The 26,324-nt window shown below is 71.0% G+C and carries 15 protein-coding genes and 1 pseudogene; 1 reads left to right on the forward strand and 15 read right to left on the reverse strand.

Annotation, left to right across the window (positions count from 1 at the left end; all coding sequences use genetic code 11):
• Positions 1 to 40: 40 nt before the first annotated feature.
• The 7 genes and pseudogenes from nrfD to ABZ470_RS35920 all read right to left on the reverse strand — a co-directional run bounded on the left by nrfD (position 41) and on the right by ABZ470_RS35920 (position 8,370).
• On the reverse strand, positions 41 to 1,033 hold the full coding sequence (gene nrfD / locus ABZ470_RS35890) for an NrfD/PsrC family molybdoenzyme membrane anchor subunit (RefSeq protein ID WP_362917074.1): 993 nt from the start codon (positions 1,031 to 1,033) through the stop codon (positions 41 to 43).
• Positions 1,030 to 1,935: a 4Fe-4S dicluster domain-containing protein gene (locus ABZ470_RS35895; RefSeq protein ID WP_362917076.1), complete on the reverse strand. Its 906-nt coding sequence runs from the start codon at positions 1,933 to 1,935 to the stop codon at positions 1,030 to 1,032. The genes nrfD and ABZ470_RS35895 overlap by 4 nt, the downstream gene beginning before the upstream one ends.
• A 194-nt stretch (positions 1,936 to 2,129) precedes the next feature.
• Positions 2,130 to 4,259: an MMPL family transporter gene (locus ABZ470_RS35900; RefSeq protein ID WP_362917078.1), complete on the reverse strand. Its 2,130-nt coding sequence runs from the start codon at positions 4,257 to 4,259 to the stop codon at positions 2,130 to 2,132.
• Positions 4,260 to 4,322: 63 nt separating this feature from the next.
• On the reverse strand, positions 4,323 to 5,966 hold the full coding sequence (locus ABZ470_RS35905) for a BTAD domain-containing putative transcriptional regulator (RefSeq protein WP_362917098.1): 1,644 nt from the start codon (positions 5,964 to 5,966) through the stop codon (positions 4,323 to 4,325).
• Between the two features lie 18 nt (positions 5,967 to 5,984).
• A pseudogene (locus ABZ470_RS35910) lies at positions 5,985 to 6,224 on the reverse strand (winged helix-turn-helix domain-containing protein); the annotation flags it as partial.
• Positions 6,225 to 6,347: 123 nt separating this feature from the next.
• Positions 6,348 to 7,643 carry a histidine kinase gene (locus tag ABZ470_RS35915; RefSeq protein ID WP_362917080.1) on the reverse strand — a complete coding sequence of 432 codons (1,296 nt, stop codon included), beginning with the start codon at positions 7,641 to 7,643 and terminating at the stop codon, positions 6,348 to 6,350.
• Positions 7,633 to 8,370 (reverse strand): DUF4097 family beta strand repeat-containing protein, encoded by a 738-nt coding sequence (locus ABZ470_RS35920; protein WP_362917082.1) that lies wholly within the window; start codon positions 8,368 to 8,370, stop codon positions 7,633 to 7,635. The genes ABZ470_RS35915 and ABZ470_RS35920 overlap by 11 nt, the downstream gene beginning before the upstream one ends.
• 235 nt (positions 8,371 to 8,605) lie before the next feature.
• Between ABZ470_RS35920 and ABZ470_RS35925 the strand changes: the two genes are divergently transcribed.
• On the forward strand, positions 8,606 to 9,274 hold the full coding sequence (locus ABZ470_RS35925) for a response regulator transcription factor (RefSeq protein ID WP_352012699.1): 669 nt from the start codon (positions 8,606 to 8,608) through the stop codon (positions 9,272 to 9,274).
• 326 nt (positions 9,275 to 9,600) lie between these two features.
• Here ABZ470_RS35925 and ABZ470_RS35930 read toward each other — a convergent pair whose 3' ends face one another.
• The 8 genes from ABZ470_RS35930 to ABZ470_RS35965 form a co-directional block, all read right to left on the reverse strand.
• Entirely contained in the window at positions 9,601 to 11,262 is a 1,662-nt protein-coding gene (locus tag ABZ470_RS35930; RefSeq protein WP_362917084.1) for an acyl-CoA dehydrogenase, read from the reverse strand.
• Positions 11,259 to 12,176: an ornithine carbamoyltransferase gene (locus ABZ470_RS35935; RefSeq protein WP_362917086.1), complete on the reverse strand. Its 918-nt coding sequence runs from the start codon at positions 12,174 to 12,176 to the stop codon at positions 11,259 to 11,261. Before ABZ470_RS35935 ends, ABZ470_RS35930 begins: the two co-directional genes overlap by 4 nt.
• Positions 12,173 to 16,984, reverse strand: coding sequence for an amino acid adenylation domain-containing protein (locus ABZ470_RS35940; protein ID WP_362917088.1), 4,812 nt, complete (start codon positions 16,982 to 16,984; stop codon positions 12,173 to 12,175). Before ABZ470_RS35940 ends, ABZ470_RS35935 begins: the two co-directional genes overlap by 4 nt.
• Complete coding sequence (locus tag ABZ470_RS35945) at positions 16,981 to 17,154, reverse strand: MbtH family protein (protein WP_352012703.1); 174 nt, start codon at positions 17,152 to 17,154, stop codon at positions 16,981 to 16,983. The genes ABZ470_RS35940 and ABZ470_RS35945 overlap by 4 nt, the downstream gene beginning before the upstream one ends.
• A 44-nt stretch (positions 17,155 to 17,198) precedes the next feature.
• Complete coding sequence (gene sbnB, locus ABZ470_RS35950) at positions 17,199 to 18,215, reverse strand: 2,3-diaminopropionate biosynthesis protein SbnB (protein WP_362917090.1); 1,017 nt, start codon at positions 18,213 to 18,215, stop codon at positions 17,199 to 17,201.
• A 2-nt stretch (positions 18,216 to 18,217) separates the two neighbouring features.
• Positions 18,218 to 19,210, reverse strand: coding sequence for a 2,3-diaminopropionate biosynthesis protein SbnA (gene sbnA / locus ABZ470_RS35955; RefSeq protein WP_352012705.1), 993 nt, complete (start codon positions 19,208 to 19,210; stop codon positions 18,218 to 18,220).
• 134 nt (positions 19,211 to 19,344) lie between these two features.
• Positions 19,345 to 20,637: an MFS transporter gene (locus tag ABZ470_RS35960; protein WP_362772016.1), complete on the reverse strand. Its 1,293-nt coding sequence runs from the start codon at positions 20,635 to 20,637 to the stop codon at positions 19,345 to 19,347.
• A 17-nt stretch (positions 20,638 to 20,654) separates the two neighbouring features.
• A complete protein-coding gene (locus ABZ470_RS35965) occupies positions 20,655 to 26,312 on the reverse strand; it encodes an amino acid adenylation domain-containing protein (protein ID WP_362917092.1) in 5,658 nt (1,885 codons plus the stop codon).
• Positions 26,313 to 26,324 lie beyond the last annotated feature (12 nt).

Consider the following 26,324-nt stretch of genomic DNA (forward strand, 5'->3'; position numbering starts at 1 on the left):
GAGGACCCGCCCGGCTTCGACCCCACGGATCCGAACGGGCTCAGGAACCGGCGGGGACCGAGGCCGCCTGGCCCGCCTCCAGGCGCAGGCGCTGGGGGACGACGGTGTACCTGGGGTCGGCGGCCGAGGCCCGGCCCGCCGCGAGCAGGCCGAAACGGGTGTACAGCGCGCCCGCGGTGAGGGCGGCGCCGGACAGCGCGGTCAGGACACGGCTGCGTCCCGCCACGACGGCCAGCAGCCCGCCGCCGACCGTCAGGGCGCGGGCCACGCGCATCCTGCGCCCCGCCTCCCCCGTCCGGTACGGCTCGCCGACCAGCCCGAGCCGCCGCTCCATCAGCGCGCCCGCGGCCGTCTCGACGGCGGCCCCGAGTGCGCCCATGGCCCTGGCCGGGGCCGCGGCCGCCCTCGGGGTGGTCAGCATGCCCGCGGCTCCCGCGCTGGCCAGCGCGCTCCCGGCGAACAGGAACGGCAGTTCCTTACGCGCCTCGTGCCAGGCGGGTACGGCGGTGTCGGCGAGCAGGACGGCGGTGTAGGTCGCCATCAGCGGGCCGGTGATCACCGCGGCGGCGGCGGAGGCGTCGCCCGCGACGGGCAGTACGGCCGCGACGGCGGGGGCGCGTAGAAAGGCGGGGGTCCGCCGGGCGGGCAGCAGGGGGGCCAGCGCGGAGGCGGCGGCCAGCCCGGTCGCCCCGCTGTGCGCGGCCAGGATCCACGAGCCCATGCTCATCGGGGAGGTCGGCTTGAACACGCGCAGCATGTTGAGGAAGCGCTCCGGCCTGCCCAGCTCGGCGACCAGGAACCCGGCGCCCGCGGCGGCGCCGAGCGCGGCGGTCACCCTGGCGGTGAGGGCGAGCCTGGGGGTTCCCGCGAGCCCGGCGACGGCGGCCATCGTGGCGGCGGCGCCGGACAGGCCGCCGAGGTACAGGTAGACCGGCATGTGCGGTTCGTGCCAGACAGGGGCTTTGATGATGGGCTGCCCGTAGTAGGACCGGAACCCGGCCTCGGGCACCATCGGCTCCTCCCCGCGCCTCACCTGCCCCTCCCCCGCTCCAGGGAGCCCCACGCCAGGAGACTCCGGCCCGGGAGGCCCCGGCTCAGGAGCCCTCGGTCCGAGGGGCCCCGGCCCTGGAGGCCCCGGCCTGCGCAGGCGCCCAGGAAGGACAGGGCGACGACGCCGGTGAGGGAAAGCGCGGCGCCCGCCGCCCACCGCCACATCTGCGGAAGGTCCCTCGTCGTGACCACCGGGTCCGGTGGCAGGCCGTACACCTCGGGCTCGTCGAGCAGCAGGAAGAAGGCGCCGTCACCGCCGACACCGTCGTCGGGGCTGGCACCGTACAGGCGGGCCTCCGTCCTGCCCTGCTCGTGCAGGCTCCTCACGCGTTCCTCGGCCCTGGCCCGTAGCTCGTCGAGCGGCCCGAACTGGATGGAGTCGGTCGGGCAGGCCTTGGCGCAGGCGGGTTCCAGGCCGCCGAGCTGGCGGTCGTAGCACATCGTGCACTTGAAGGCCCTGCCGTCGGGTTCGCGCCGGGCGATCACACCGTACGGGCAGGCGGGCACGCAGTAGCCGCAGCCGTTGCACACGTCCGCCTGCACGACGACCGTCTCGAACTCGGTGCGGAACAGCGCCCCGGTCGGGCAGACGTCCAGGCAGGCGGCGTGCGTGCAGTGCTTGCACACGTCGGACGACATCAGCCAGCCCTCAAGGCCGTCACCGTCACCGTCCTCAGAGGCCGGGCGAGGACGTTCGATGAACGCCACATGACGCCAGGTGTCGGCGCCCAGGCTGCCGGTGTTGTCGTAGGAGGTCGCCCTGAAGACGAACCCGTCGTCGGGCACGTCGTTCCACTCCTTGCAGGCCACCTCACAGGCCTTGCAGCCGATACAGATGCTCGTGTCGGTGAAGAAGCCGGTCCTATGTGGTGTCACGTCCGTCACGGGAAGTCCTCGAATGATGAGTATCCAAGTTTCTGCCCTGACCTGGGAGAACGCCGAGGCTCTCTGAGCGGCTTGCCCGGGTCGGAGCAGGACAAACCTCTCAACGAACGTCGTGACGGACTCGGACCCGGATCCTTGTCACGCCACCGTGCGCCGGCGACCGCTCCGGGGTGCCGGCGCACGGTGGCGTGTCCTCACCTCCGGACCGGCGACCGGTGAAGATCTTCGGGCCTCGGGGCGAGGGCCTCGGTCTCACGCAGGCCGAAACGGGCGTGGAACCGGCGCAGCGGGCGGGGAGCCCACCAGTTGGCCGAGCCGAACAGGGTCATCACCGCCGGCACGAGCAGGCATCGGACCACGGTGGCGTCGATGAGCACCGCGACGAACAGGCCGATTCCCAGCTGCTCGATGTCGCTGAGCTCGGCGGTGCCGAAGCTGGCGAACACGATCAGCATCAGCAGCGCGGCGCAGGTGATGACGCGGCCGTTGACCTGCAGGCCGCGCCGTACCGCGGTGTCGTTGTCCAGGCCGTCGTCGACGTTCTCCTTGATCCGGCCCAGCAGGAACACCTCGTAGTCCGTGGAGAAGGCGAACGCGAAGACGAAGACCACGAGGAACACGTACGGGCTCAGTCCCGGCAGGGTCAGCGTGTTCAGCGGATCGGCCAGCACGCCGTGCTGGAACAGCAGGGTCATCACCCCGAAGGTGGCCGCCAGCGACAACAGGGTCATCACCAGCGCGCTCAGGGGGATCAGCAGCGATCCGGTCATCAGGAACAGCAGCAGGAGCACCGACCCGACCAGGATGAGGACGGCCTGCGGCAGGTCGTCGAGGGTCTCGCGGACCAGGTCGATCAGTACGGCGGCCTCACCCGCGACCCACGACTCGGCCCCCGGCGGCCGGTCCGCGCGGATCCGCCGTACCAGGTCCTGCGCCGCCTCGCTCTGCGAGTCCGCGCGCGTGTCGACGACCACGGAAGTCAGTCCCGGTCCCTCCGTCACGACCGGCCGGACGGCGGACACGGCGGGATCCCCGCGCCACTTGGCCGCCCACTCGGTGAGGGTCGCCTTGTCGGCGCGGGAGACCACCATGACCGACGGGTTCACACTCTGCTTGTAGCGGTCGGCCAGCTCGTCGGCGACCCGCACCGCCTCCATGCTGCGGGGCAGACCGGCCAGGTTGGGCTGGGCCACCCTGACGGTGAGCAGGGGGGCGGCGGCGGCCAGCAGGACCGTCAGGGCACCCAGGATGACCAGGGCGGGCCTGCGCTGTGTGAAGTGGCCGAGCCTGGCGAAGAGCCCTCGCTCGGCGCCGTCAGCGGGCTTGGCCTTCGCCGGCTTGATCCGCCTGCCGAGGAGGCCGATCAGCGCGCCCGTCAGCGTCAGCGCGGCCAGCAGCGCGATCAGGGTGGAGGTCAAGCCCGCGACGCTGAGGGTCTGGAGCCGGGGAACGTCGAAGACCAGCAGACCGCTCAGGGTGGCGATGACCGTCAGGCCGCTGAAGACGATGGTCCGGCCTGCCGTGGCCCAGGTCCGTCTGACCGCCTCGGCCGGCACGTGACCGTCGGCCAGTTCCTGCCGGTACCTGGCCACCAGCAGCAGGCCGTAGTCGATGGACAGGCCGAGGCCCATCAGCGTGACCACGCTGATGACGGTGGTGTCCATCGCGATGAAGGAGGTGAAGGCCAGCACACCGGCGAACGCCCCGAAGATGGTGACCACCGCGCCGAGCACGGGCAGCATCGCCGCGGCGACGCCGCCGAACACGAAGACCAGCACCACCAGCGTGAGCGGCAACGCCAGCATCTCGGCCCAGTTCAGATCGGCCTGGGAGGTCTCGTCGGTGCCCCTGTCGATCATGTCCTGGCCACCGATGCCGACCTTCGCCCCCGGCAGCTCCTTCGTCATGGCCCGCAGGCGTTCGGCCGCCTTGTCCATCAGGGGGTCGCCCCGCTGGTAGTCCATCTTCTCCAGGGTGACGGTGATGGCCATGCCACGGCCGTCGGGGGCGATGAGCGGCTTTCCCACCTCCCTGACACCGGCGAGGCCGCGGATGTCGTCGGAGGCCCGCCGAACGACCTCCCCGGCCCGCGAGGTGCCGGGGTCGACGCCGTCCAGCAGTGCCACGAGCTGACCGCCCCGGTCCCGTCCGTCGGCCAGTGTCTGAAGCGCCACATCGGACTCGGTGCCCTGCGGTGCCCGGTTCGCCGCCAGGGAAGCGAACAGCGGCCCCACCGAGCCGAAACCCACACCCACGACGAGCAGCCAGAGGACCAGCGTCCACCAGCGGAACCGGAAACAGAAACTTCCTAGCCGAGCAATCATGTGACCAGGCTCGCAACAGACGAGTGCCCGGTCACGGAAGGCAGTGCCCGACTTTTGGTGGCATTAGGTACAGGGAACTCCGACCCAGTTCGGCCAGGGGGACACACCCGTGACCCGGGTGAGTGCGGCACGCCGCTCACGCGGGGGTTCCTCCATCGCGGCGCGCTCCAGGGCGAACGCGCGGACCAGGTCGTGGAAGTGGTACTGGGCCGACATCTCCCCGGAGGTCGGGACGCTGTCGAGCAGCCTGGCGTCGACCAGCTGTTCGACCAGGCTCCGTGCCTCGGCCACCTTCGCATCGAGGACGACCGCGGCCGTCCACAGCGCGAAGTGCGACACGTCGGGCAGCGCCAGGAGGTGGAAGGCGCGTCTGACCGGAGAGGAGAGGCCCTGGTAACTCTGGAGCAGGCTGGCCCTGACGTTCGTGTCGGCTATCCGCAGCTCGTCCAGGCGGCGATGCTGGACGTCGAGCAGCCTGGCCAGCTGGGCCAGCTTCCAGTGGGGTTTGGTCGCCAGCCGGGCGCCGGCGATCCTGATGCTCAGCGGCAGGTAACCGCACAGCTCGACGATCCGGCTGGCCTTCTCCAGCTCGGACCTCATGCGGTCCTCGCCGACGATGCGGCCGAGCATGGTCATCGCCTCGCAGGGGTCCAGCACGACCAGGTCGAGCAGCGGCACACCCTCAAGGGCCGCCAGCCGCGCCCGTCCCGTCACCAGGACCCCGCACCCACGGCCGGTGGGCAGCAGCGGACGGACCTGTTCCTCACTGAAGGCGTTGTCCAGCACCACGAGCACCCGCTGGCGGATCAGCCTGCTGCGGTAGAGCTTCACCCGTTCGTCGAGGTTCGGCGGGATCGCGGCGCCGTCCACGCCGAGGGACTGGAGCATGCCGCCGAGCGCGTCGAACGGAGTGACCGCGGGCGAGGAGAGTCCGCGCAGGTCGACGTAGAGCTGGCCGTCCGGATAGCTGTCCTGGCACAGGTGCGCGACGTGTACGGCGAGCGCGGTCTTGCCGACCCCGGCCATCCCGCTGATGACGCATCCGGTGATCGACGAGTTCGACCCGCACCGCTGCAGGATCGTGGACAGGTAGGTGATCTCGTGGGAACGGCCCGTGAAGTCCGCGACGTCCGGCGGCAGCTGGGCGGGACGCACCGCGGTGACGACGGCCGGGCGTGCGGAGGCCTCGTCTGCGGCGGGCGGCGGGTTGAGGGCGGGGTCGGCGGCCAGCACCCGCATGAACAGTTCCTGCAGGTCGTTGCTGGGGTCGATGGACAGGTCGTCGGCGAGCAGCCGCCGGAGCTCCTGGTAGGAGGTCATCGCCTCGGCCTGTCGGCCGCTCCGGTACAGGGCGAGCATGAGCTGGCCGCGCAGGCGCTCCCGCCACGGGTTGAGCGCGACGAGACCGGTCAGCTCGGAGCTCAGCTCGGCGTGCCTGCCGGCGGCCAGATCGGCGTCGATCCGGTCCTCCAGTGTGGCGAGCCTGGCCTCTTCGAGCTGTGGGCGTTCCGCGTTGGTCAGGAGGTCGGTCGCACCGGCCAGCGCGGGGCCCCGCCAGAGGGCGAGTGCCCGGGTCAGGGCGGCGGCCGCCTCGTGCGGCACGCCGACGTCGAGAAGCCTTCTGCCTTCTTTGGCCAGTCGCTCGAACTCCATCAGGTCGACCCGGGCGGGGTCGGCCTCAAGAATGTATCCAGGCCGCTGGCGCATAATCTGAATGCCAAGCTTCTGACGGAGCCTTGACACATAGATCTGAATCTGCGCCTCCGAGGTCGCGGGTGGATGCTCTCCCCACAGCATCGCCGCGATTCGCGAGTCTGAGACTATTCGCGACCTCGCCAGTAAAAGCGTGGCCAGGAGCGTCCGCATCTTCGACGCGCTGAGCTTGACGGGACCCGATTCATCGCATACCTCTATCGGTCCGAGCAGATGAAACCGCAGATTTTGAGCAGGACTGATCAACGCCATTCTGTGCCCCCACAGTCGAAGCGTTTACCCCGTTTGTGTGCCATGCCTCCATATCTCGACCCACTTTGGGTAGTTTGCCATGAATTACAAGCCCATGTCGCGCAAGTCAGTAATAGTTATTGTTCAGTAAGAAACCTCGCACGGCAGATCGACCTTGATCGTCGTTCCCGCCCCTGCCGGGCTGTCGATGGCGAACGCCCCGTCCGCGGACGCGACCCGCTGGCCGAGCCCACGCAGCCCACTGCCGGTGCCCACGACGGCACCCCCGCGCCCGTTGTCGGCGATGCGCACATGTAGCCAGTCACCGTGCTTGTTGACGGCCACCTCTACCCTGTCGGCTCCCGAATGCTTGGACACGTTCGTCAGGGCCTCCGACACCACGAAGTACGCGATCGACTCGATGGGCGGCGGTAACCGGCCGGGCAGGTCGACGGTGAGCTCGACCGGGATGGGTGAGCGGCCGACCACACCGGACAGCGCCGCGTTGAGGCCGAGGTCGTCCAATACCGCCGGATGCAGGCCGCGGATGAGGTCACGCAGTTCGGCCAGCGCCTGCGTGGCCTCCTCCTGCGCCTCGTTGATCGCGCGCAGCGCCGGTTCGGGAAGGTCGGTCAGTGTCTGCCCGGCGATGGCCAGCTTCACGGCCATCGCGGTCAGCCTCTGCTGGGTGCCGTCGTGCAGGTCCCGCTCGATCCTGCGGCGTTCGGCCTCGATCGCCGCCAGCAGCCCCGCCCTGCTCTCCACCAACTCCTTCTCCCGCGCGCTGCCCAGCAGCGCCATCGCGGCGCTCACGTCGATGGCGACGGCCGCGCGGGCGACCCAGGGCGCGGCGAAGAGCGCGGCCGCCCCTCCCGCCGTCAGCCCGAGCAGGGTGAGCGGTTCGCCGAGGTGCCAGCCGAACCCGCTCTCGGCGAACCAGGCCCACAGCGGCGCCGTGGTGAAGGTCAGCGCGGCCGCCGCGGTCACGGCCGTCGCGGCGAAACCGACACCGCCGATCAGCGGGGCGATCAGGTGGTAGCAGAGCTGCCGCCAGGTCGACTCCCTGCGCGCCTCGCTCATCACCCGGCCGAACCAGCCTCCGGCGACGGGCCGCCGCGTGAACGGGATGTCCACCCCGAGCAGCGCGGTGAACCGGGAACGCTGGATCGTGCTGCAGGCGCGGACGCATGCCAGCAGCGCGGCCTGCGCCACAACCGCCAGCACCGCCAGCACGATGGACAGCGACAGGCTCATGGTGAGCACGCAGAGCACACCGAGGACGAAGAAGCCGAGCAGCCCGACGGGCAGCCCCGCCGCCAGGTGCAGTACCGCCATCCAGGTCCTGGCCGTCAGAGGTGCCCGCAGAACCGCGCGTGACAGGCTCGCGAGACCGTGGCGTTCGAAGGTGGCGTTCTCGCCACGGTCCTGCTCAGGGGACATCGGAGGCGTTCCTGACGGTGACGTCGGCATAGGCGGTACTCGCCTCGATCGTGGTCGGCGCACCGGGATCCTGGCGGACCCCGATGTTCCTGTTTCCCTCGACGGCCGTGGCACGCACGTTGTAGGCGCGCCCCCTGGGCAGCCCGATCGTGACGTCGCCGTAGGACATCCGCGCCACGACGTGACGGGGAACCCCGGTGAAGCCCAGTCGCAGATCGCCGGATCCGCCGGTCACGGTGACGTCGGCGGCCCCGAGACCGATGCCCTCCACGTTGCCCGAGTCCGTGTCGACCCGGATCATGCCGCTCAGGTTCTCCAGCCTCACCTCCCCCGACGACGTGGTCACCGCCAGGGAGAGGTCTGCGGGCACCCAGATGTGGTAGGCCGTCGAGCACCCGGGCAGGTGCGGCGTGGACGGGCAGTCCAGGCTCAGCCGCAGCGTGTCGCCCTGCCACACCTCGTCGGCGACGGGCTTGCCGGAGGACCACGCCAGCCACCGCTCGACCTCCACGGTGCCGGAGTAGGACGCGTGCAGGACGACCTGCGTGTCGGCCACGTCGATCTGCAGCCGGGCCGGCCGGCGATACTCCTGCCGTTGCGTCTCCGACTGCCTGCCGAGCCAGGACAGCAGGGTCACCACGCACGCCAGGACGGTGAAGGCGAACACGGTCCCGCCGACGGCCAGCCAGAGCGGGCGCGATCCCCGTCGTTCACGAGTCACGTGCACGGATTCCTCCTGCCCGCGACCGTCGAAGGACGCGAGCGTCGAACGCCTTGTGTGCCGGACAGTGCCTGGATGCCGGATGCGGGTCTCAGCGTACTGCGACCGGTACAGGAGCGACAGATCACTTTCCCCGTGCGGGAGGGACAACTTGCGGATCATGATCTGATGGAGGAGGCCGTGGCGCGTTAGAGTGGGTCGGCTCGTGTACTGCTGGCGCAGCGTGATGTGGGGAGAAACCGTGCGCGTGGCAATCGCCGAGGACTCCGTACTGCTGCGGGAGGGCATCACCCGGATACTTGAGGCCGGCGGGATCGAGGTCGTCGCGGCGGTCGGTGACGCGCACCAGCTGATGGAGGCGGTCGAGCGGTCGTCACCCGACCTGGTGATCATCGATGTGCGGATGCCGCCTACCCACACCACCGAGGGACTGCGGGCCGCGCTCACCCTTCGCAGGGAGCGGCCCGGGCTCGCGCTGCTGGTGCTGTCCCAGGTCGTGGAGGAACGCTACGCCACCGACCTGCTGTCCGGGGACATGGCGGGCATCGGTTACCTGCTCAAGGACCGGATCGTCGACATCAACGGGTTCGTGCAGGCCGTACGGCAGGTCGCGGAGGGCGGAGCGGTCCTCGACCCCGAGGTGGTCTCCCAGGTGCTCGCGCGCCGCCGCAACCGCGACCCGCTGAAGACACTGACGCCACGCGAGCTGGAGGTGCTCGGGCAGATGGCGCAGGGCAGGTCCAACTCCGGGATCGCCGCCGCGCTCACGGTCAGCGAGAGCGCGATAGCGAAGCACGTCAACAACGTCTTCACCAAGCTCGGGCTGGCCCCGGCCGACACCGACCACCGGCGGGTGATCGCCGTTGTGCGCTTCCTGCAGGCGACGGAGGCACCCGGCGGAACCCCGTAACGGTCCCCGCCGGGACGCCCGGCAGCCGAATGACGGCAGAGGACGAAGTCCCTGGTGACAGCCGCCGCACAAGCACCGAGCCCGGCCGGGAGGTGGTCGACCGGGCCCTTGGACCCATGGGAGAAGTGCAGCCAGCTACCGGCAGGAGAGTGGTACAGGCCGCAGAGACAGCGCGTGGAGGGATCGAGATGATGGACAACATGACGAGGGCGCCGAGTACCGACGAAGTAGCGGACGCGCGGGGTTGGTGCCCCGTGTTGCTCCGTGCGAAGCCAGCCGGTGGCTGCGGCCACAGCTGCCCGCGGAGGGGGCAGCTCACGTCGGCGTCAGCCGCCGTGCCGGGAAAGCGGATGTCCGGAGAGGTCGAACGTCAGTGACCGCTCGTGCCGGCGTACCAGTTCGGCGAACAGCACCCGCCCGGCGTCCGCGGGCGGCGGCGAGTGCGGCAGGCCGAGCCGGTCGGCCAGCCGGCCGAGCGCCACGACCAGCCAGGCCGTGGTGACCGGATCGCGTCGGGCGGCCCACACTCCGGCGCACGCGGCGGCGGCGAGCACCAGGCTGTAACGTTCGGCCAGCGCGAAGGTGCCCGCCGACGCCGACACCGTACGCTCCCCCGGCGGCAGGTCGACGCAGCTCGCGCGCAGCGCGGTGAGCTCGGCGAGGAAGAGCGCCCGCAGCTCCGCCAGTTCCGGCGCGTCGGCCAGGACCAGCGCGGCGCTGAGGGAGTCCGTGCCCCTGGCGTCGACGACGAGCCGGCCGAAGTCGAGCTCGGGCAGCTCGTCGTCGAGCTCGAACAGCTCCGGTGGGGCGGGCTCGGCCCGCAGCCAGCTCCGCCGGGCGAGCCGCGGCAGCTGCGGAATGATCGTGGACAGGCAGGCCGCCTCGCTGGCGTGCGCGAGGGAGGTCACCGAAAGGTCACGCTGGTACTTCTGGAACAGCCCGTAGGGACCCTCCCGGAGGTAGGAGCGCGCTCCCAGCAGAACCGACAGGTCGTAGGCCGCCGCCTCGATCAGGGTGGACACCACGTACTTGCTCGCCGCGGCGGCCACGCTGGTCTGCTCCGGCAGCAGGTGCAGGGCCCGGCCGACGACGGCGCTGAAGGCGTCGCAGACCAGCAGGTCGGCGAAGGCGCCGGTCAGGCCGTCCCGCACCTGGGGGATGTCGGCCACCGGCCGTCCGTAGAGCACCCGTTCACCGGCGAAGCCGGCCACCAGGCGCAGTTGCGTGTCGAGGACGCCGACGACGATCGCGGGCAGTGCCGTACGTGTCACCTGGAAGGCGCGCAGAGAGGTCTCCAGGCCCGCGCCGAGCCTGCCCAGCAGGCTCGGCGCGGGAACCGGGCAGTCCGTGAACTCCACGCCGGCGAGCAGGCTCGCCCTGAGTCCCGAGATGGGGAAGCGCGGCAGGACACGAACGGTCTCGGGCGGCAGGGCGGCCATGTCCAGCAGCAGCGTGGAGTGACTGCGGCTGCCGGGCTGGTCGTCGGTGCGGGCGAACAGGGTGACCGCGCGTGCGCGCCCGATATTGTTGATCAGCTGTTTCGCGCCGTTGACCAGGAACCCGTCCGGCCGGGGCTCGGCCCGCAGCGCGACCCTGGTGAAGTCCGCGCCGTGGGCGAGCTCGGTGAACGCCGCCGCCGCGCGTTCCCCGCGCAGCAGCAGATCGGCCAGCCAGCGCCGCTGCCCGTCGTCGCCGTCCGTCCAGACGGGAACGGCGGCGATGAAACTGGTGATGCCGTAGCCGAGCCCCAGCGTCGGGTCACGCCTGAAGATCGCCCGCATCGGCTGGACCAGCCCGTTCACCTGGACCAGCCGGCCGCCCAGCGACCTCGGCACGAACTCCGCGGCGAGCCGGACGTCGTCCAGCGCGGCCTCACCGGGGGCGAGCAGCTCCCCCCGCTCGTCGGCGTCGAGCACCGCGGCGAAACCGAGCGGATTGGCCTCGTCCCACGGATCGCCGAGGACGGCGTCCAGCGTCTGCGCGGTCATCGGCCGCCGTCCTCCACGCGGCACCACTCCAGTACGGCCATGGCGCTGTGCAGCTTGTTCTCCGCCTGGTCGAAGGCGATGCTGTGCTTGCCGTCGATCACCTCGGGGGTGACCTCCTCACCCCGGTGCGCGGGCAGGTCGTGCATGAACACGGCCTGCGGGCTGTCCTCCCACAGGGCGGTGGTGACCTGGAACGGCGCGAAGATCTCCCGCCAGTTCGCGTCCGGCTTGGTGGTGCCCGTGGTCTGCCAGCGCGTGGTGTAGACGACGTTCACCCCCTTGGGCAGGTCGTCCATGTCGTGCCGTTCGGTGACCACCTCGGGATCGACGCGGGCGAGGATGTCGTCAGCCAGGCCGTAGCCCGGCGGGGTGCGCAGTTCGAGCCGGGCCGAGGGGTACCTGCTCAGCGCCAGTGCAAGTGCGGAGGCGGTGTTGTTGCCCTCGCCGACGTACAGGATGCGCAGCCCCTCGACACCGCCGAAGCGCCACAGGAGCGTGGTGATGTCGGTCAGGGCCTGGGTCGGATGTTCGGTGGCGCTCATCGCGTTGATCACCGCCATGCGGTCCTCCTCGGCGAACGTCCGCATCTCGGCGGGATCGCCCGCGGTGCGCATGACGAAGACGTCCAGCATCCTGCCCAGCACCCGCGCGGTGTCCTCGATCGACTCTCCCGTGTTGGTCTGCAGGTCGCCCGGGCCGAGGGGGATGACCTGCCCGCCGAGCCGCAGCGTGCCGGCGGTGAACGCGGTCCTGGTCCGCGTCGAGGTCTTGCCGAAGTAGATCCCGGCGATCCTTCCGGCCAGCGGCCGGTCCGCTCCGGCGCCCCTCTCGCGGAACTCGACGCCCCGGGCCACGATCTTCCTGATGTCGCCGTCGGACAGATCGTCGACCGAGATCAGGTGCCGCACTGTCATCGTGTCTCCATCTCGAAGCTCTCTGAACCGGACATCTCCGCGAGCACCCTGGCCTCCACCAGCCCGGCGAGCCGCACCAGGCCGGGGTTTTCGAAGACCTCCCGCGCGCCGAGTTCGACGTCGAACTCCTCCTGGACCCGGGCGATCATCCGCAGTACCAGGATGGAGTTGCCGCCGAGGGCGAAGAAGTCGTCACCCACGCCGACCTTGTCGATCTCCAGAAGGTCCTGCCACACCTTGGCGATCCACGTCTCGACCGCCGTACGCGGGGCGACGAACTCGGCGGCGCCCACCTCGTCGCGGCCCGGCGCGGGCAGCGCCGCGCGGTCGAGCTTGCCGTTGGCCGTCAGCGGGATCCGGTCCAGCGGCACGATCGCGCTCGGCACCATGTAGTCGGGCAGGCGGCGGGCCAGCGCGGCCTTCAGCTCGCCCGGATCGATCTCCTCGCCCTCCGGTTCGACGTAGCCGACCAGCGTGTTCTCGCCCAGCACCACCACGGCGTCGCGGACGCCCGGCTGGTCGAGGAGCGCGGCCTGGATCTCGCCGAGTTCGACCCGGTAGCCGCGGATCTTCACCTGTTCGTCGGCCCGGCCGAGGAACTCCAGGCCGCCGTCGCGGTTGCGCCTGGCCAGGTCGCCGCTGCGGTACAGGCGTGATCCCGGAGGGCCGAACGGGTCGGGAATGAACCTGGCGGCGGTCAGCGCGGGCCGGTCGAGATACCCGCGGGCCACGCCGGGTCCTCCGACGTACATCTCCCCGGGTACGCCGTCGGGGGCCACGCCGCCGTACTCGTCGAGCAGGTGGACGCGCAGGTCGTCCAGGGGCAGGCCGATCGGGCTTCCGGTGTCGGCCGTGCCGATCGGCCGGTGGGTGGTGTGGACGCTGGTCTCGGTGATGCCGTACATGTTGACCAGACGTGGGCGGTCGACGCCGAGCCTGCGGATCCACGGCCCCAGCTCGCCGACCTCCAGCTTCTCACCGCCGAAGACGACCGAGCGCAGGGCGAGCCGGTCGACGCGCGGGTCCTCCGCCGCCGCGAACGCCACGAGCCGCCGGAACGCCGACGGGGTCTGGCTGAGGACCGTGACCCCCCGTTCGGTGAGGAGGGTGAGGAAGCGGTCCGGATCGCGGACGGTCTCCCGGGGCACGACCTCCAGACGGCCGCCGTGCAGCAGCGCGCCCCACATCTCCCAGACCGAGAAGTCGAAGGCGTAGGAGTGGAAGAGAGTCCACACGTCGTCCGCGCCGAAGTCCTGGTAGCGTCCCGCGGCGGTGAACAGGCGAAGCACGTTGGCGTGCGTCACCACCACACCCTTGGGCCTGCCGGTCGAGCCGGAGGTGTAGATCACGTAGATCACGTTGTCCGGGCGTACGACGACGCCGAGGTCGGCCGGGGATCCGTCCGGGTCGATCTCGTCGAGCAGCACGAGGTCGCCGGTCATCTTCGCCGCCAGGTCCGACGTGGTCACCACCGTCTCGGCTCCCGCGTCGGCCACGATGAAGGCGATCCTGTCCGCCGGCTGCCCCGGGTCGAGCGGCAGGTATCCGGCCCCGGTCTTCAGCACCGCGAGCAGGGTGGGCAGCAGGTCGGGGCCTCGTTCGAGGCACACGCCGACCAGCTTCTCCGGCCCCGCGCCGCGCCCGGCCAGGTGGCGGGCCAGCCGGTTGGCGCGGGCGTTGAGCTCGGCGTAGGTCAGCGAGGTGTCCTCGAACACCACCGCGGTGGCCTCGGGCGTCCGCCCGGCCATCTCCTCGAACACCTCGTGGACGCACCGGGTGACGGGGAGCGGCTCGGCGGTGGGGACCGGACGCCGTCGTTCCTCCTCCTCGCGCAGGTCGACGGCCGACAGCCGGACGCCCGGTTCGGCCGTGACACTCGACAGCAGGCGCAGGAAGCGCTCGGCCATCCGTTCCGCGGTGTGCCTGTCGAACAGGGCGGTGGCGTACTCGATCGAAGCGAGCACCGAGCCGTCGGGACGGTGCTGGGCGAGGAGGCTGAGGTCGGTCTTGGCGATCAGCCACGCCTCGCCGAGCGGGGCGGCGTCGTCCTGGTGCAGCTCGGTGTCGGTGTGGCCGACCTCGTGCAGGTCGAAGGCGGCCTGGTAGATGGGGGTGCGGGAGAGATGGCGCTCCGGCTGCAGTTCCTCGACCAGACGGTCGAAGGGCACCACCTGGTGCGCGAATCCGGCCCGGCTGACCTCGCCGACGCGCCGCAACGCCTCCTCGAAGGAGGGGTTGCCCGTCAGGTCCATCCGCAGCGCCAGGGTGTTGAGGAAGAACCCGACCACGTCTCCGAACTCGGGGCGTTCCCGCCCGCTGACGGGCAGGCCGACGGCGAAGTCGCGCTGCCCGCTGTACCTGGACAGCAGCGCGGCCCAGGCCGTGAGCAGGGCGACCGACAGGGTCGTGCCGTGCCGCCGGCCCAGTTCGGTCAGGTCCCCGGCCAGTTCCGCCGGAACCTCGAACACGACCATCGCGCCGCGGTGGTCGCGGTGCGGCGGGCGCGGGTGGTCGGTCGGCAGATCGAGCGCGGGCACGCCGGCCAGGTGGCCGCGCCAGTGGTCCAGGTGCCCGGCGAGCACGTCATCGGTCAGCGTACGGCGCTGCCAGGCCGCGTAGTCGGCGTACCGCAGCCCCGTCGCGGGGAGTTCGCGTCCGGCGCACAGCGCGCGGAGTTCTGCGTCGAGCAGCACCGAGGACCAGCCGTCGCAGGCGATGTGGTGAACAGTGATCATGAGCACCTGTTCGCCGTCCGCCCTGGCCAGCATCGCCCGCCAGACCGGTCCGGTCTCCAGGTCGAAGCCGCGCGCGAGTTGCTCGGCGAACAGGGTGCCGAGATCGCCGTCGGCGATCCTGAGCTCGACGTCGACGTGCTCGTCGACGACCTGACGCGGTTCGCCGTCGTGCGCGACGTAGCGGGTGCGCAGCACCTCGTGCCGTCGGCCGAGTTCCTCCAGGGCCCTCGCGACGGTGGCGGCCTCCACCTCGGCGGGCAGCCGGATGAACAGCGGGGCGATCCATTCCGGGCTGCCCGGCTGGATGCGGTCGAGCAGCCACAGGCGCCGCTGCCCGAAGGAGACCTCCATGGTCGGCGTCCGCTCGGCGGGACGGACCGGTTCGACGCCGGCGCGTTCGTCGAGCAGCTTGGCCTGCCCGGCCACGGTGGACGTCTCGTACAGCTCCGGCAGCGGGATGTCCAGGAGGTTGGCGAGCCTGGTGAGCAGCAGCGACGACCCGCCGAGCTGGAAGAAGTCGTCGTCCACGCCGATCCCGCCGACCCCGCCGACCCCGCCGTCCATGTCGAGCAGTTCCGCCCACACGTCCGCGACCCTCCGCTCGGCCGCGGTGCGCGGCGGCCGGAGCTCCTTCCGCTCCTCGGCGGCCGGCACCGTCAGGGCCGCGCGGTTCACCTTGCCGCTGGGCAGCGTCGGCAGTTCGTCGAGCATGACGAACCTGGTCGGGACGTGGGTGTCGGGCAGGCTCTCGCGGGCGAAGAGGCGCAGCCGTACCGGGCTGATCTCCTCCTCGGTCGTGACATGGGCGACCAGGGCGTTGTCGGTGGCGGTCACCACGGCCGCGCTGACCGCCGGATGCCGTTCCAGTACGGCCTCGATCTCGGCCGGTTCGATCCTGACGCCGTTGACCTTGATCTGGTCGTCGAGCCGTCCCAGGTAGTGCAGGGTGCCGCTCTGGTCCCAGCGGACCAGGTCTCCGGTGCGGTAGAGCCGCCCGCCGGCCGGGCCATACGGGTCGGGCACGAACCGCTCGGCGGTGAGCCCGGGCCGGCCGAGGTATCCCCGGGCGACGCCGGGGCCGCCGACGTGCAGTTCGCCGGGCATTCCGATCGGGGCCAGGCCTCCTGAGGGGTCGAGCACCACCACCCGCATGGCGGTGATCGGCCGCCCGATCGGGATCTGGCCCGTCGTCTGCTCCGGGTCGACGGGCTGCGCCGTCACGTCGATCGCGCACTCCGTCGGCCCGTAGGTGTTCCACACCTCGACCCCGGGCAGCCGGACCCGGCGGCACAGTTCAGCGTGCAGGGGCTCGCCGGCGGAGAACAGCAGCCGCAGCGCGCCGAGATCCGTCCAGCCGGGCTCGCGGACCAGCCGTCTGAGCAGCGAGGGGACGACCTGGAGCACGGTGACCCGGTGGCTTCGGGCCAGCCGGACGATCGCCTCGGGGTCGCCTTCCGCGCCCGGCGGCGCGACGACGACGGTGCCGCCGGAGACCAGCGGGCCCACCATCTCCCAGCCCGCCGCGTCGAACGTCACCGACGTCTTGTGCAGCAGCCGGTCGCCGGGGCCGAGCCGGTGGGTCTCGACCGTCCACAGCACCCGGTTGGCGATGCCCTCGTGGGTGACCACGACGCCCTTGGGCCGTCCTGTCGAACCCGAGGTGTAGATCACGTACGCGGCGTCCGTCCCGGACACCGCCGCCGGCTCCGCCTCCGGGGGCTCCGCCTCCGCGTCGAACAGGCCGGGGGTCAGCACGATCGACGGCGCCGCGTCCCGATGGATCCGTTCTCGCCGCTCACGTGGGTGGCTGGGGTCGATCGGCAGGTAGGCCGCCCCGCTGCGCCACGTCGCCAGCACCGCCACGATGAAGTCGGCGCCGCGGGGCAGGGCGATCCCGACGATGTGGCCGCGGCCGATCCCCCTGTCCTGGAGCCGGTGGGACAGACGGACCGCCAGGCGGGTCAGCTGCGCGTAGGTGAACGCGGTGTCTCCGTCGACGACCGCGACCGCGTCCGGGGTGGCCGCGGCCTGCCGCCACACCAGATCACCGAGGAACCGCACCGCCGCGCTCACCTCAGGCTCAGCGGGCGCATGTCGGTCCAGACCTCTTCGATGCGCGCCAGGCATTCCTCCCTGGTGCCCTCGGTCCCCTCGGCGCGCCATCCGGCGGGCAGGTCCCGGTCGGCCCACCAGATCGAATACTGTTCCTCGTCGTTGAGCACCACGAGGTATCGGTCATTCATGTCGTCTCTCTCCCGTCCCAGTCCTATCTCGAATTCCGGAATCACTACAGGCCCGTTTTCTCCGGCCTCGGCAGGAAGTCCTTGACGGTCACGCCGTACCCGCGCCTGCGGGCCTCCGCCGCGACGAAGCGGGCGACCGCGATGTCGAGGGCGCCGAGCCCGAACGGCGAGAAGATCACCGGGGACCGCTCGTCCTCCGGGACTCTCGCGGTGGCGCGCAGCAGGCCGCCGAGGGTGGCGTGCACGAAGGAGCGTCCGCCGACGCTCAGCTCGGCCAGGTGCAGCGAGGTGCGCTCACGGACCGCGTGGTCGACGTCGTCAACCACGTTGCGTGCCGACAGGATCGTCTCGGGGACGATGTCGCGCAGCGATATGTGCAGGACCACCGCGCCCGGCCGGATGCCCGCCAGGGTCAGGTGCGGTTCGATCGCGGTGGTCGCGATGGACAGCAGGTCGGCGGCCGCCACCGCCTCGCCGACGTGTGCGGCGAGCGTCACCTCGGCGTCCGGCAGCAGCGATCCGACCCGCTCGCCGAACTCCTTCGCGCGCTGTGGGGAGGCGTCGAAGAGCGTCACCTCGGAGATGTCCGGGAAGACGGCGGCGAGGAAGCGCAGCGTCTCGAAGTTGATCACGCCGCAGCCGATCAGGGACACGCCGTCGAGCCGTGGGGGGGCGAGCAGCTCCGCCGCCGCCGCGGCGGAGGCCGCCGTGCGCGTCGCGGAGATCGCCGTGGCCTCGACGAACGCCTCGGGCCTGCCGGTCTCCATCGAGTTCAGGATGATCGTCGCGTTCGCGCGCGGGAGCCCCGCCTCCAGGTTGGCGGGGAAGGACGACACCCATTTGATGCCCGCCACGTGATCTTCGCCGTTTTCGCCGCCGACGTAGGCCGGCAGGCCGATGATGCGGTTGGTCCTGTCACCGGGAAAGCGCAGGAAGGTCGAGTGCGGCACCACCGTGGCGCCCTCGTCGTGTCTGCGGTAGGTGTCCCGCACGATCTCCAGCAGTGCGGTCTCGGCGCCCCGCAGGATGTCGCACACCTCGTCGTGTCGGATGATCAGCACGTTCACACCCCGTCCTTCCACAGATGGGAGACCTCTCCGAAGGTGCTGCGCACCCAGGCGTCGGAGTAGATGGTGTTCAGGTAGCGGTCGCCCCCGTCGGGGAACACCAGCACGCAGGTGGAGCCCGGCGGGATCTCCGCCTGGAGCGCGTGCAGCGCCGCGACCGTGGCGCCCGACGAGCCGCCGGCGAGGATCGCCTCGCGGCTCGACAACTTGCGGCATCCGACCACGCAGTCCAGGTCGGACACGTGGACGACCCGGTCGGCGGCGTCCTCGCGGTAGAGGCCGGGCCGGACGGCCGCGCCGTGCCCCGGCAGCAGCCGCGGGCCGCGCCGCTGACCGTCGAAGATCATGCTGCCGACGGCGTCCACCGCGGTGATGGTGATCGGCAGGCCGTGGCCTCCGACGTAGTCGGCGCAGCCGATCAGGGTGCCGCACGAGCTGACGGAGCAGAACAGGTGGTCGACCTCGCCGTCGAGGGCCTCCACGATCTCCCGCATCGTCTCGTAGTGCGCGTATGAGTTGAGCGGGTTGCCGTACTGGTCCGGGTTGAAGGCGTGCGGGATGCTCTCCACCAGTTCGCGCACCCGCTGGATCCTGCGCGGCAGGTACTCGCCGGTTTCCGGGTCGGGCGCGTCGACCACCTCGACCTTGGCCTGGAAGGCTTTCAGTATCGCGATGTTCTGCTCAGTGGTCTTGGCGTCGACGACGCAGATGAACCGTAATCCGAAGTAGCGGCAGAGCTGCGCCATCCCGACGGCGAGATTGCCGGAACTGGACTCAACCACCGTCGACCTGCCGGGCTCCAGCTCGCCCGAGCGAATCGCGGCCGACAACATGCTCAGCGCACTGCGGTCCTTGATGCTGCCGCCGGGGTTGAAACGCTCCAGCTTGGCGAACACCCGGGAGGGGAATTCGGGAAACAGACGGTCGAGTTGAACGAGCGGCGTTTGTCCAATAGTCGCAAGAATGCCATTCGAGGTGGATATCGGCACAGCGCTTGCTCCATCCAGGTAATTTTACCGGCCCCGCCACATGAGAGCCGGACACAACCGTCCGGGAGGCCGCTATACGCCTTCTATATCCCGTGGGAAAACACGGGGGCGCCGTACTCGAAACGGGAAAGAGCTCAGTCGAGCGCGGCGGCGTCCTCGGCGCTCAGCCGGCCGCCCTCCCTGGTGCGGGCGGCCGCCCGCACCGACGGGCTGAGCAGGGCCACCAGAGCCAGGCTCCCCATCAGGACGGTCATGACGAGCACGGTACGGCCGACACCGGCCGCGTCGAGGACGAACCCTCCGGCGAACGCGCCGAGGAAGCTCGCGCCCGCGCCGAGCAGCATGGCGACGCTGATGGCCCGGCTCAGGATGTGGTCCTGCGCCAGGCCGACCAGGTACACGCCTCCGGCGACGTTGAAGACACCGCCGATGTATCCGCAGAACGCGAACACGACGCCCAGCAGGACCGGATCACTGAAGAACGCCAGGGACGGCACGCACAGGGTCCACACCAGCAGACCCGCCACGATCAGTGCGGGCAGGCTCAGCCTGCGCCGCCACCAGATGCTGGTCATCGCGCCGAGCAGGCCGCCGACACCGCTGATGGCGACCACGACGCCGATGCTGGACGGCGATCCGCCGGAGCCTCGGACGATCACCATGAGGGAGAGGCTCATGCCCTCGAAGACCAGGTTGCTGACCGAGACCAGGAGCATCACGTTGCGCAGGAAGGACTGCCGCCACAGCCACGTGACGCCCTCGGCCACGTCTGCGGCCAGCCTGCCGGAGGGCTGTTCCGCCCGGTCGGTCTGGAACTTCCTCCGGATGGCCAGCAGCATCAGCAGTGAGGCCAGGTGCGCGACCGCGGTGAACAGGAACGGCACCCAGCGCACCAGGCTCAGCAGGAACCCGCCGAGCGGCTGGCCAAGCATGATCATGGCTCGGTGACGGGCCTCGTTCTGGCTCAGCGCGCCCGGAACCTGGTCCTCACGGACCAGATTCTTGACGGCCGAGCGTTCCGCCAGGTCGTAGAAGATCGCCAGGCTGCCCTGGACGAAGGCCGCCACCATCAGATGCGGCAGCCAGATCCGGTCGAGGAAGACCGCCAGCATCACGCTGGAGGCCGCCAGCAGGCACCCGACGTCCGAGATGATCATCAGGCGCCTGCGATCGTACCGGTCGGCGACGGCCCCGGCGGGCAGCTGAACGAGCAGGTAGGGCAGAAGCGCGGCGCCCGAGACCAACCCCGCGGCGGAGGTCGTGCCGCCTCCCCACAGGACGAGCATCGGATAGGCCAGGATCGTGATCTGCGCGCCGAGGGTCGTGAACGCCGCGCCGCCCCACAGCAGGGTGAAGTCCCTGTTCCTGAACAGCGGGCGCTTGTCCCTGGCCTCGCCGGCCTCGATCGCCGCTTCGCCTGTGTTCACGTCGAGCCCTTCCGGTGTCATCGGTAACCCGCCTCTGTACGGCCCTGGCCCTGGCCGTACCGCATGCCTTCCTGCTCGCCTATGGCCGCCGCCACGTGCTTGTGCAGTTCCTTGCCGGATTCGGAGTTGGTCAGGACGACGAACCCCGTGGCCCGGTTGATCCGGCTGAGCATCATGGACCGGTATCCGGCGGACTCTCCGACATGACCGAACTCGATGTCACCGCCGGTGTCGTCGACCGAGGTGCCCAGCCCGTACAGGGCCTCCCGGTGGGCGACGGTGAGCAGCTCCGCCGCCAGGGCGCGCGGCAGGACGGCGCCGGAGTGCCCCAGATGGGCACGCCGTACCGCGATGGCGACCTTGGCAAGATCCGGCGCGGTCGACCAGAGGCTGCCCGCGGCCAGCGCGGGCCGGTTCAGCCAGCCGTCGGGCACCGTCCTGCCGTGTTCGTCGTGGCCGTGGGCGACGGGCAGGCCCGAGGTCTCCGGGAAGGTCAGGTCGTAGCTGGTGGCCCTCATGTCCAGGGGCTCGAAGACCAGCTCGCGCATCAGTTCCTGGTACGGCTCGCCCGCCACGTCGCTCATCAGCTGTTCGAGCACCCAGTAGTGGCCGTTGCTCTTGCGGAAGTGCTCACCAGGCGTCAGCTCCATCGCGACGGCGGGCAGCAGGTCGAGCAGGGTCGGCATGGGTTCGCCGCGCCGGAAGTCGTCCTCGTCGGTCCGGGTGAGCCCGGCCTGGTGGCTCAGCAGCCACCTGGCGGTCACCGTCCCGGGGATCGTCTTCGGCAGTTTCCAGGAGACCAGGTGGTCGTTGACGTCGGCGTCGAGGTCGAGCAACCCGGCCTCGACCAGCCGCAGCACGCCGATGGCCGTCAGGTGCTTGCCGATCGACCCCACCTGGAACAGGGTGTCCGGCGTGACCTCCCGGCTCTGTCCGGCGGCGAGGACGCCGTGGGCGTGGACCTCGACGGACTGGCCCCGGATCACCGCGACCGCGACCCCCGGCACGTTGTGCCGTCTCATCGCGGGCAGCGGGGAGGGGATCGCGACCGGCCGCGCGGGTTCGAGCAGCGCCGTCAGCCGGGCCAGGCAGTCGTCAGCGACCCGGCGGACCGTCTCCTCGTCGTGCAGGGCGGCCGAGTACGTCCAGTGCATGTACAGCCGGTCCCGGTGCACTCCGGCGTTGACCTCCAGCAGGTGGCTGCGGGGCCTGCCGGATCCCTCGACGCTGCCGAGTCCTTCCGGCGAGAGCGCGAACCTGGTCCGGCCCCGGGTGCCCACCGAGCCCTGGCCCGTGTAGTTGAACAGCACGGCGGGCCGCTGCTGCGCGGCCAGGGCCTCGACCAGGTCCTCGTCCGGCGACAGCCACCTGGATACGCCGTGGCCGATGCCCCGGCCGGGGACGGCCCTGAACTGGTCGCGTACCGACCTGAGCACCGCCTGGGGTTTACGGCCCGGCGGCAACCAGGCCGCGAACGGATACACGCTGGTGAACCAGCCGACGGTGCGGGACAGGTCCACGCCGTCGAACAGTTCCTCCTGCCGGCCGTGACCCTCCAGCTCGACCAGGAACCCGTCGCCGCCGGTCCAGCCGGTCAGCGCCAGACCGAGGGCGGCGAGCACGGTCTCCTCCGCCGTCGCGGTGTCACCGGCCCGGTGCAGCAGGGTCGAGGTCAGGTTCTCCGGCAGGCCGACCAAGAGCGTCCGGGCGTCGGCGGTGCGGTTGGGGCCGGGCCTGTCCACCGGGATGTCCGGTAGCGGCGCGCGGCTCAGCCAGTGGTGCGTCTGGGCCGCGAGCTCGGTCGATCCGGCGTACTCGGCCAGCTCGCGTGCCCACTGCCGGACGGAGGTGGTCTTGGCCGGCAGTTCCACCGGCCGGCCCGCCTCAAGCTGGCTGTAGACGGTGTTCAGATCCTCCAGCAGGATCGCCCAGGACACGATGTCCACGGCCAGGTGGTGGATGCTCAGCAGCAGCTGGGAGCCCGACCGCGACAGCGCCGCGCTCAGCACCCTGCCGGCGGCGAGGTCGTGATCCGCGGGCTCGGACCCGGGCTCGGTCAGGTCGTCGACGACCCTGAGCAGTCCTGCCGGTGCCTCCTCGGCCAGGTGTCCGCGGCCGTCCTCGACGCGCAGGCGCAGCACGTCGTGGTGCCGCGTCAGCTCACGCAGGGCGCGTTCGAGCAGGTCGGGATCGGCGGCCGGTTCCACGGTCAGCAGTGCCCGCTGGGCGAAGGGCTCCTCGTGCCCCTCCTCGGCGAGGAACCAGTGCTGGATCGGGGTGAGCGTGAGCTCGCCCGTCACCGGACCCTGTTCCGCGCCGGTCGCGCCGCGCGCGCCGCCCGGGGCGGCGTCGATGGCCGCGGCCAGGTCGGCGACGGTCTCGTGCTGGTACATCATCAGCAGGGAGATGGGGAGCCCGGCCTGCTTGACCTCGCGGATCGCCTGGATCATGAGGATCGAGTGGCCGCCGAGCCCGAAGAAGGTGTCACGCGCCCCGACCTCCGGGACGTCGAGCACCCGTGCCCAGATCTCCGCCAGCGTGCGCTCAGTCGGGGTACTCGGCGCGACGTGGTCGCCGCCGGTGGCCAGGGCCGCGCGGTCCGGGACGGGCAGGGCGCGGTGGTCGAGCTTGCCGTTGTGGTTCAGCGGGATCTCGGCCATCCGGACGTAGGCGTAGGGCACCATGTGGTCGGGCAGGGATCGGGACAGCGCCGTCCTGAGCCGCGCGGGATCGACCTCGTCCCCGACGACGTATCCGACGAGGCGCCTGTCGCCGGGGGTGTCCTCGCGGACCACCACGACGGCGTGCCGTACGCCCGGCTGTTCCTGCAGCAGCGCGGCGATCTCGCCCGGCTCGATCCGGTGTCCGCGGATCTTGACCTGGTCGTCCACTCTGCCGAGGAACTCCATGGTGCCGTCGGACCTGCGCAGTCCCAGGTCACCGGTGCGGTATCGGCGCGATCCCGGGGGCCCCTGCGGATCGGGCACGTACCGCTCCGCCGTCAGGCCCGGACGGCCCAGGTAGCCGAGGGACACCCCCGCGCCACCGATGTGGATCTCGCCGGGCACACCCGCGGGCACCTGGTGGCCTTCGCGGTCGAGCAGCTGGATCCGCACGCCGGGCATGGGGACGCCGATCGGGCTGCCGCCACCGGCCAGGGTGCCGGCGGTGATGCGCTGGAAGGTGGAGTTGGACGTCGCCTCGGTGTTGCCGTAGACGTTGACCAGTATCGGGCGTTCGACGCCGAACCGGTCGATCCAGGCGGCCACGTCCCCCGCCTCCAGTTTCTCTCCGCCGATCAGGACGACGCGCAGGGCGAGCCGGTCCGTTCTCGGATCGCCGTCCTGGGCCAGCCGTACCAGGCCCCGCAGGGACGACGGGGTCTGGTCGATGACCGTGACGCGGTGGCGGACCAGGAGGTCGAGGAAGTCCTCGGGAGAACGGGTGACCTCCTGCGGGACGACGACGAGCCTTCCGCCGTTGAGCAGCGCGCCGAACATCTCGCCGACCGCCACGTCGTTGGCGAACGAGGCGAACAGCGTGAAGACGTCGTCGTCGTCGATCGACAGGTACGTCCTGGTCTCGTCGAGCAGCCACATCGCGTTGGCGTGGCTGACGCAGACCCCCTTGGGGCGGCCGGTCGAGCCCGAGGTGTAGATCACGTACATGATGTCGCCGGCGGTGGACGACGGAGGCGGGGGCGTGCCGGGCAGGGCCCCGATCTCGGCGCTCCGCTCGTCGATCGGCACGATCCGGCCGGTGAACACCTCGCGGATCATCGGTGCCAGGTCGGCGGTGGTGACCACGACGGAGACGTCGCTGTCGGACAGCATCCGCCCAAGCCGCTCGGCGGGGACGGCCGGGTCGAGCGGCACGTAGCCCGCACCCGACTTCAGCACGCCGAGCAGGGTGAGCGTCAGTTCGGCGCCGCGGTCGAGGCACACGCCCACCAGCGGCCCGGTCTCCAGAGCGCGCAGGTGGTGCGCGAGCCGGTTGGCCCGGGTGTCGAGCTCCCGGTAGGTCAGCCGTTCCTGTCCGCTGACGACGGCGACGGCGTCCGGGCAGGTGCGCACGCGCGCCTCGAACGCCTCGTGCACGGTGGGGTAGGGGCCCATCTCGGCGACCGTGTCCGGTTCGCCCTCGCCGGGCGGCAGGTGGACGGCCCGGGCGTCCCCGAGGGGGTCGGCCGCCATGGCCTCCAGCACGGCCCGGTACATCGCGGCCAGGCGTCCGGCGTCGGCGCGGCTGAGCACGGTGGTGTCGGCGGTGATGCCCAGGTTGCCGGCGATCACGCCAACCGCGAGGGGGAACTCGGTGCCGCCGCCGGCCAACGCGCCGCCCACCTCCACCAGTTCGGTGTCGACCTGCTCGAAGTCGAGGAAGGTGAAGATCGTGTCGATCAGCCGCCCGCCGTCTCCGGCCTCCCGCTGGATCGCGGGCATCGGGAACCGGCGGTGCCGCCACATGGCCGTCTCGGTGGTGAACACCTCGTACACCAGGTCACGCCAGGTGCGGGCGCCCCTGGTGTGGGGGAACGGGAGCGTGTTGAGGAACAGGCCGTAGAGCCGGTCGGCGCCGTCGACCTCGGGCCGCGCCTGCAGGACGAGACCGCTGTGGAAGGACTCCTGGTCGGTGATCTGGCTCAGCACCTTCAGGTGCGCGGCAAGCAGCACGCTCTTCAGCGAGGTTCCCGACGTCCTGGCCAGGGCGCGCAGACCGTCGTCGAGATCCGCGATGGAGATCGTGAGTTCGTAGGTCTCGGCCGGTCCCGGGTCGCCCCAGGTCCCTGGGAGCGCCAGTTTGGGGTGGTCGGTGACGACGCCGCGCCAGAAGGCCCTGTCGTCCTCGGACTCAAGCGACCGTTGTTCGGCGGCCACGAAGTCGGCGTAACGCAGGGCGGGCAGCGGGGCCGGGTCGGGTACGGCGCCGTCCCTGATCGTCTGGTAGTACTCCAGCAGCTCCATCAGCATGGAGTAGTGGCTCCAGCCCTCCAGGATCGCGTGGTTCTCACTGACGGACAGCCACCAGGCGTCGTCCTGCGCCACATGTACGGTGACCCGCATGAGGGGCGCGGTGTCCAGTGGGAGCCGTGCCCGCTGCTCGGCCTCGGTGTGCCGGCGGACGAGCTCGGCCACGGCCTCCGGCGTCAGCTCACGGCAGTCGCGTACGTCGAGGGGGACCTCGGCGTCGGTGTGCACGAGCTGCAGGGGGACGGAGTAGCCGTCCAGGTCGAAGGAGGTGCGCAGCACCTCGTGCCGACGGGTCACCAGCCGGGCGGCGGCACGGAAGGCCTCCCGGTCGAAGGGCCGCTCGTCCCGGACGCGGAAGGAGGTGACGTTCTGGTAGAGGTGCTGGTCCTGGTTGGCGAGCATCTCCAGGAGGATGCCGAGCTGGGCCTGGGCCAGGGGGTAGGCGTCCACGACGTCGGCGGCCAGACGTTGTCTGTCGTGGGCGGAGACGAGGGCGAAGGGTTCGATCGGGGTGACCTCCTCGACCGCCCGGTCCCGGTCGGCGAGCCTCTCACTCAGCCGCGCCACGGTGGCGTGTTCGAAGACGTCGCGTGCCTCGACGTCGAAGCCGTTCTTGCGGAGGGCGCCCACCAAAGCGACCGCCCGGATCGAATGCCCACCCAACTCGAAGAAATTGTCATGCACCCCGACCCGCTCCACCCCCAAAACATCCCGCCA

The organism is Streptosporangium sp. NPDC020072, from assembly GCF_040631445.1.
Taxonomy (GTDB): Bacteria; Actinomycetota; Actinomycetes; order Streptosporangiales; family Streptosporangiaceae; genus Streptosporangium.

Coding starts and splice junctions, on each gene's coding strand:
- ABZ470_RS35930 (WP_362917084.1), bottom strand. CDS start 11,262: ATGACCGCGCAGACGCTGGACGCCGTCCTCGGCGATCCGTGGGACGAG.
- ABZ470_RS35945 (WP_352012703.1), bottom strand. CDS start 17,154: ATGAATGACCGATACCTCGTGGTGCTCAACGACGAGGAACAGTATTCG.
- ABZ470_RS35935 (WP_362917086.1), bottom strand. CDS start 12,176: ATGACAGTGCGGCACCTGATCTCGGTCGACGATCTGTCCGACGGCGAC.
- ABZ470_RS35900 (WP_362917078.1), bottom strand. CDS start 4,259: ATGATTGCTCGGCTAGGAAGTTTCTGTTTCCGGTTCCGCTGGTGGACG.
- ABZ470_RS35905 (WP_362917098.1), bottom strand. CDS start 5,966: ATGCGCCAGCGGCCTGGATACATTCTTGAGGCCGACCCCGCCCGGGTC.
- ABZ470_RS35915 (WP_362917080.1), bottom strand. CDS start 7,643: ATGTCCCCTGAGCAGGACCGTGGCGAGAACGCCACCTTCGAACGCCAC.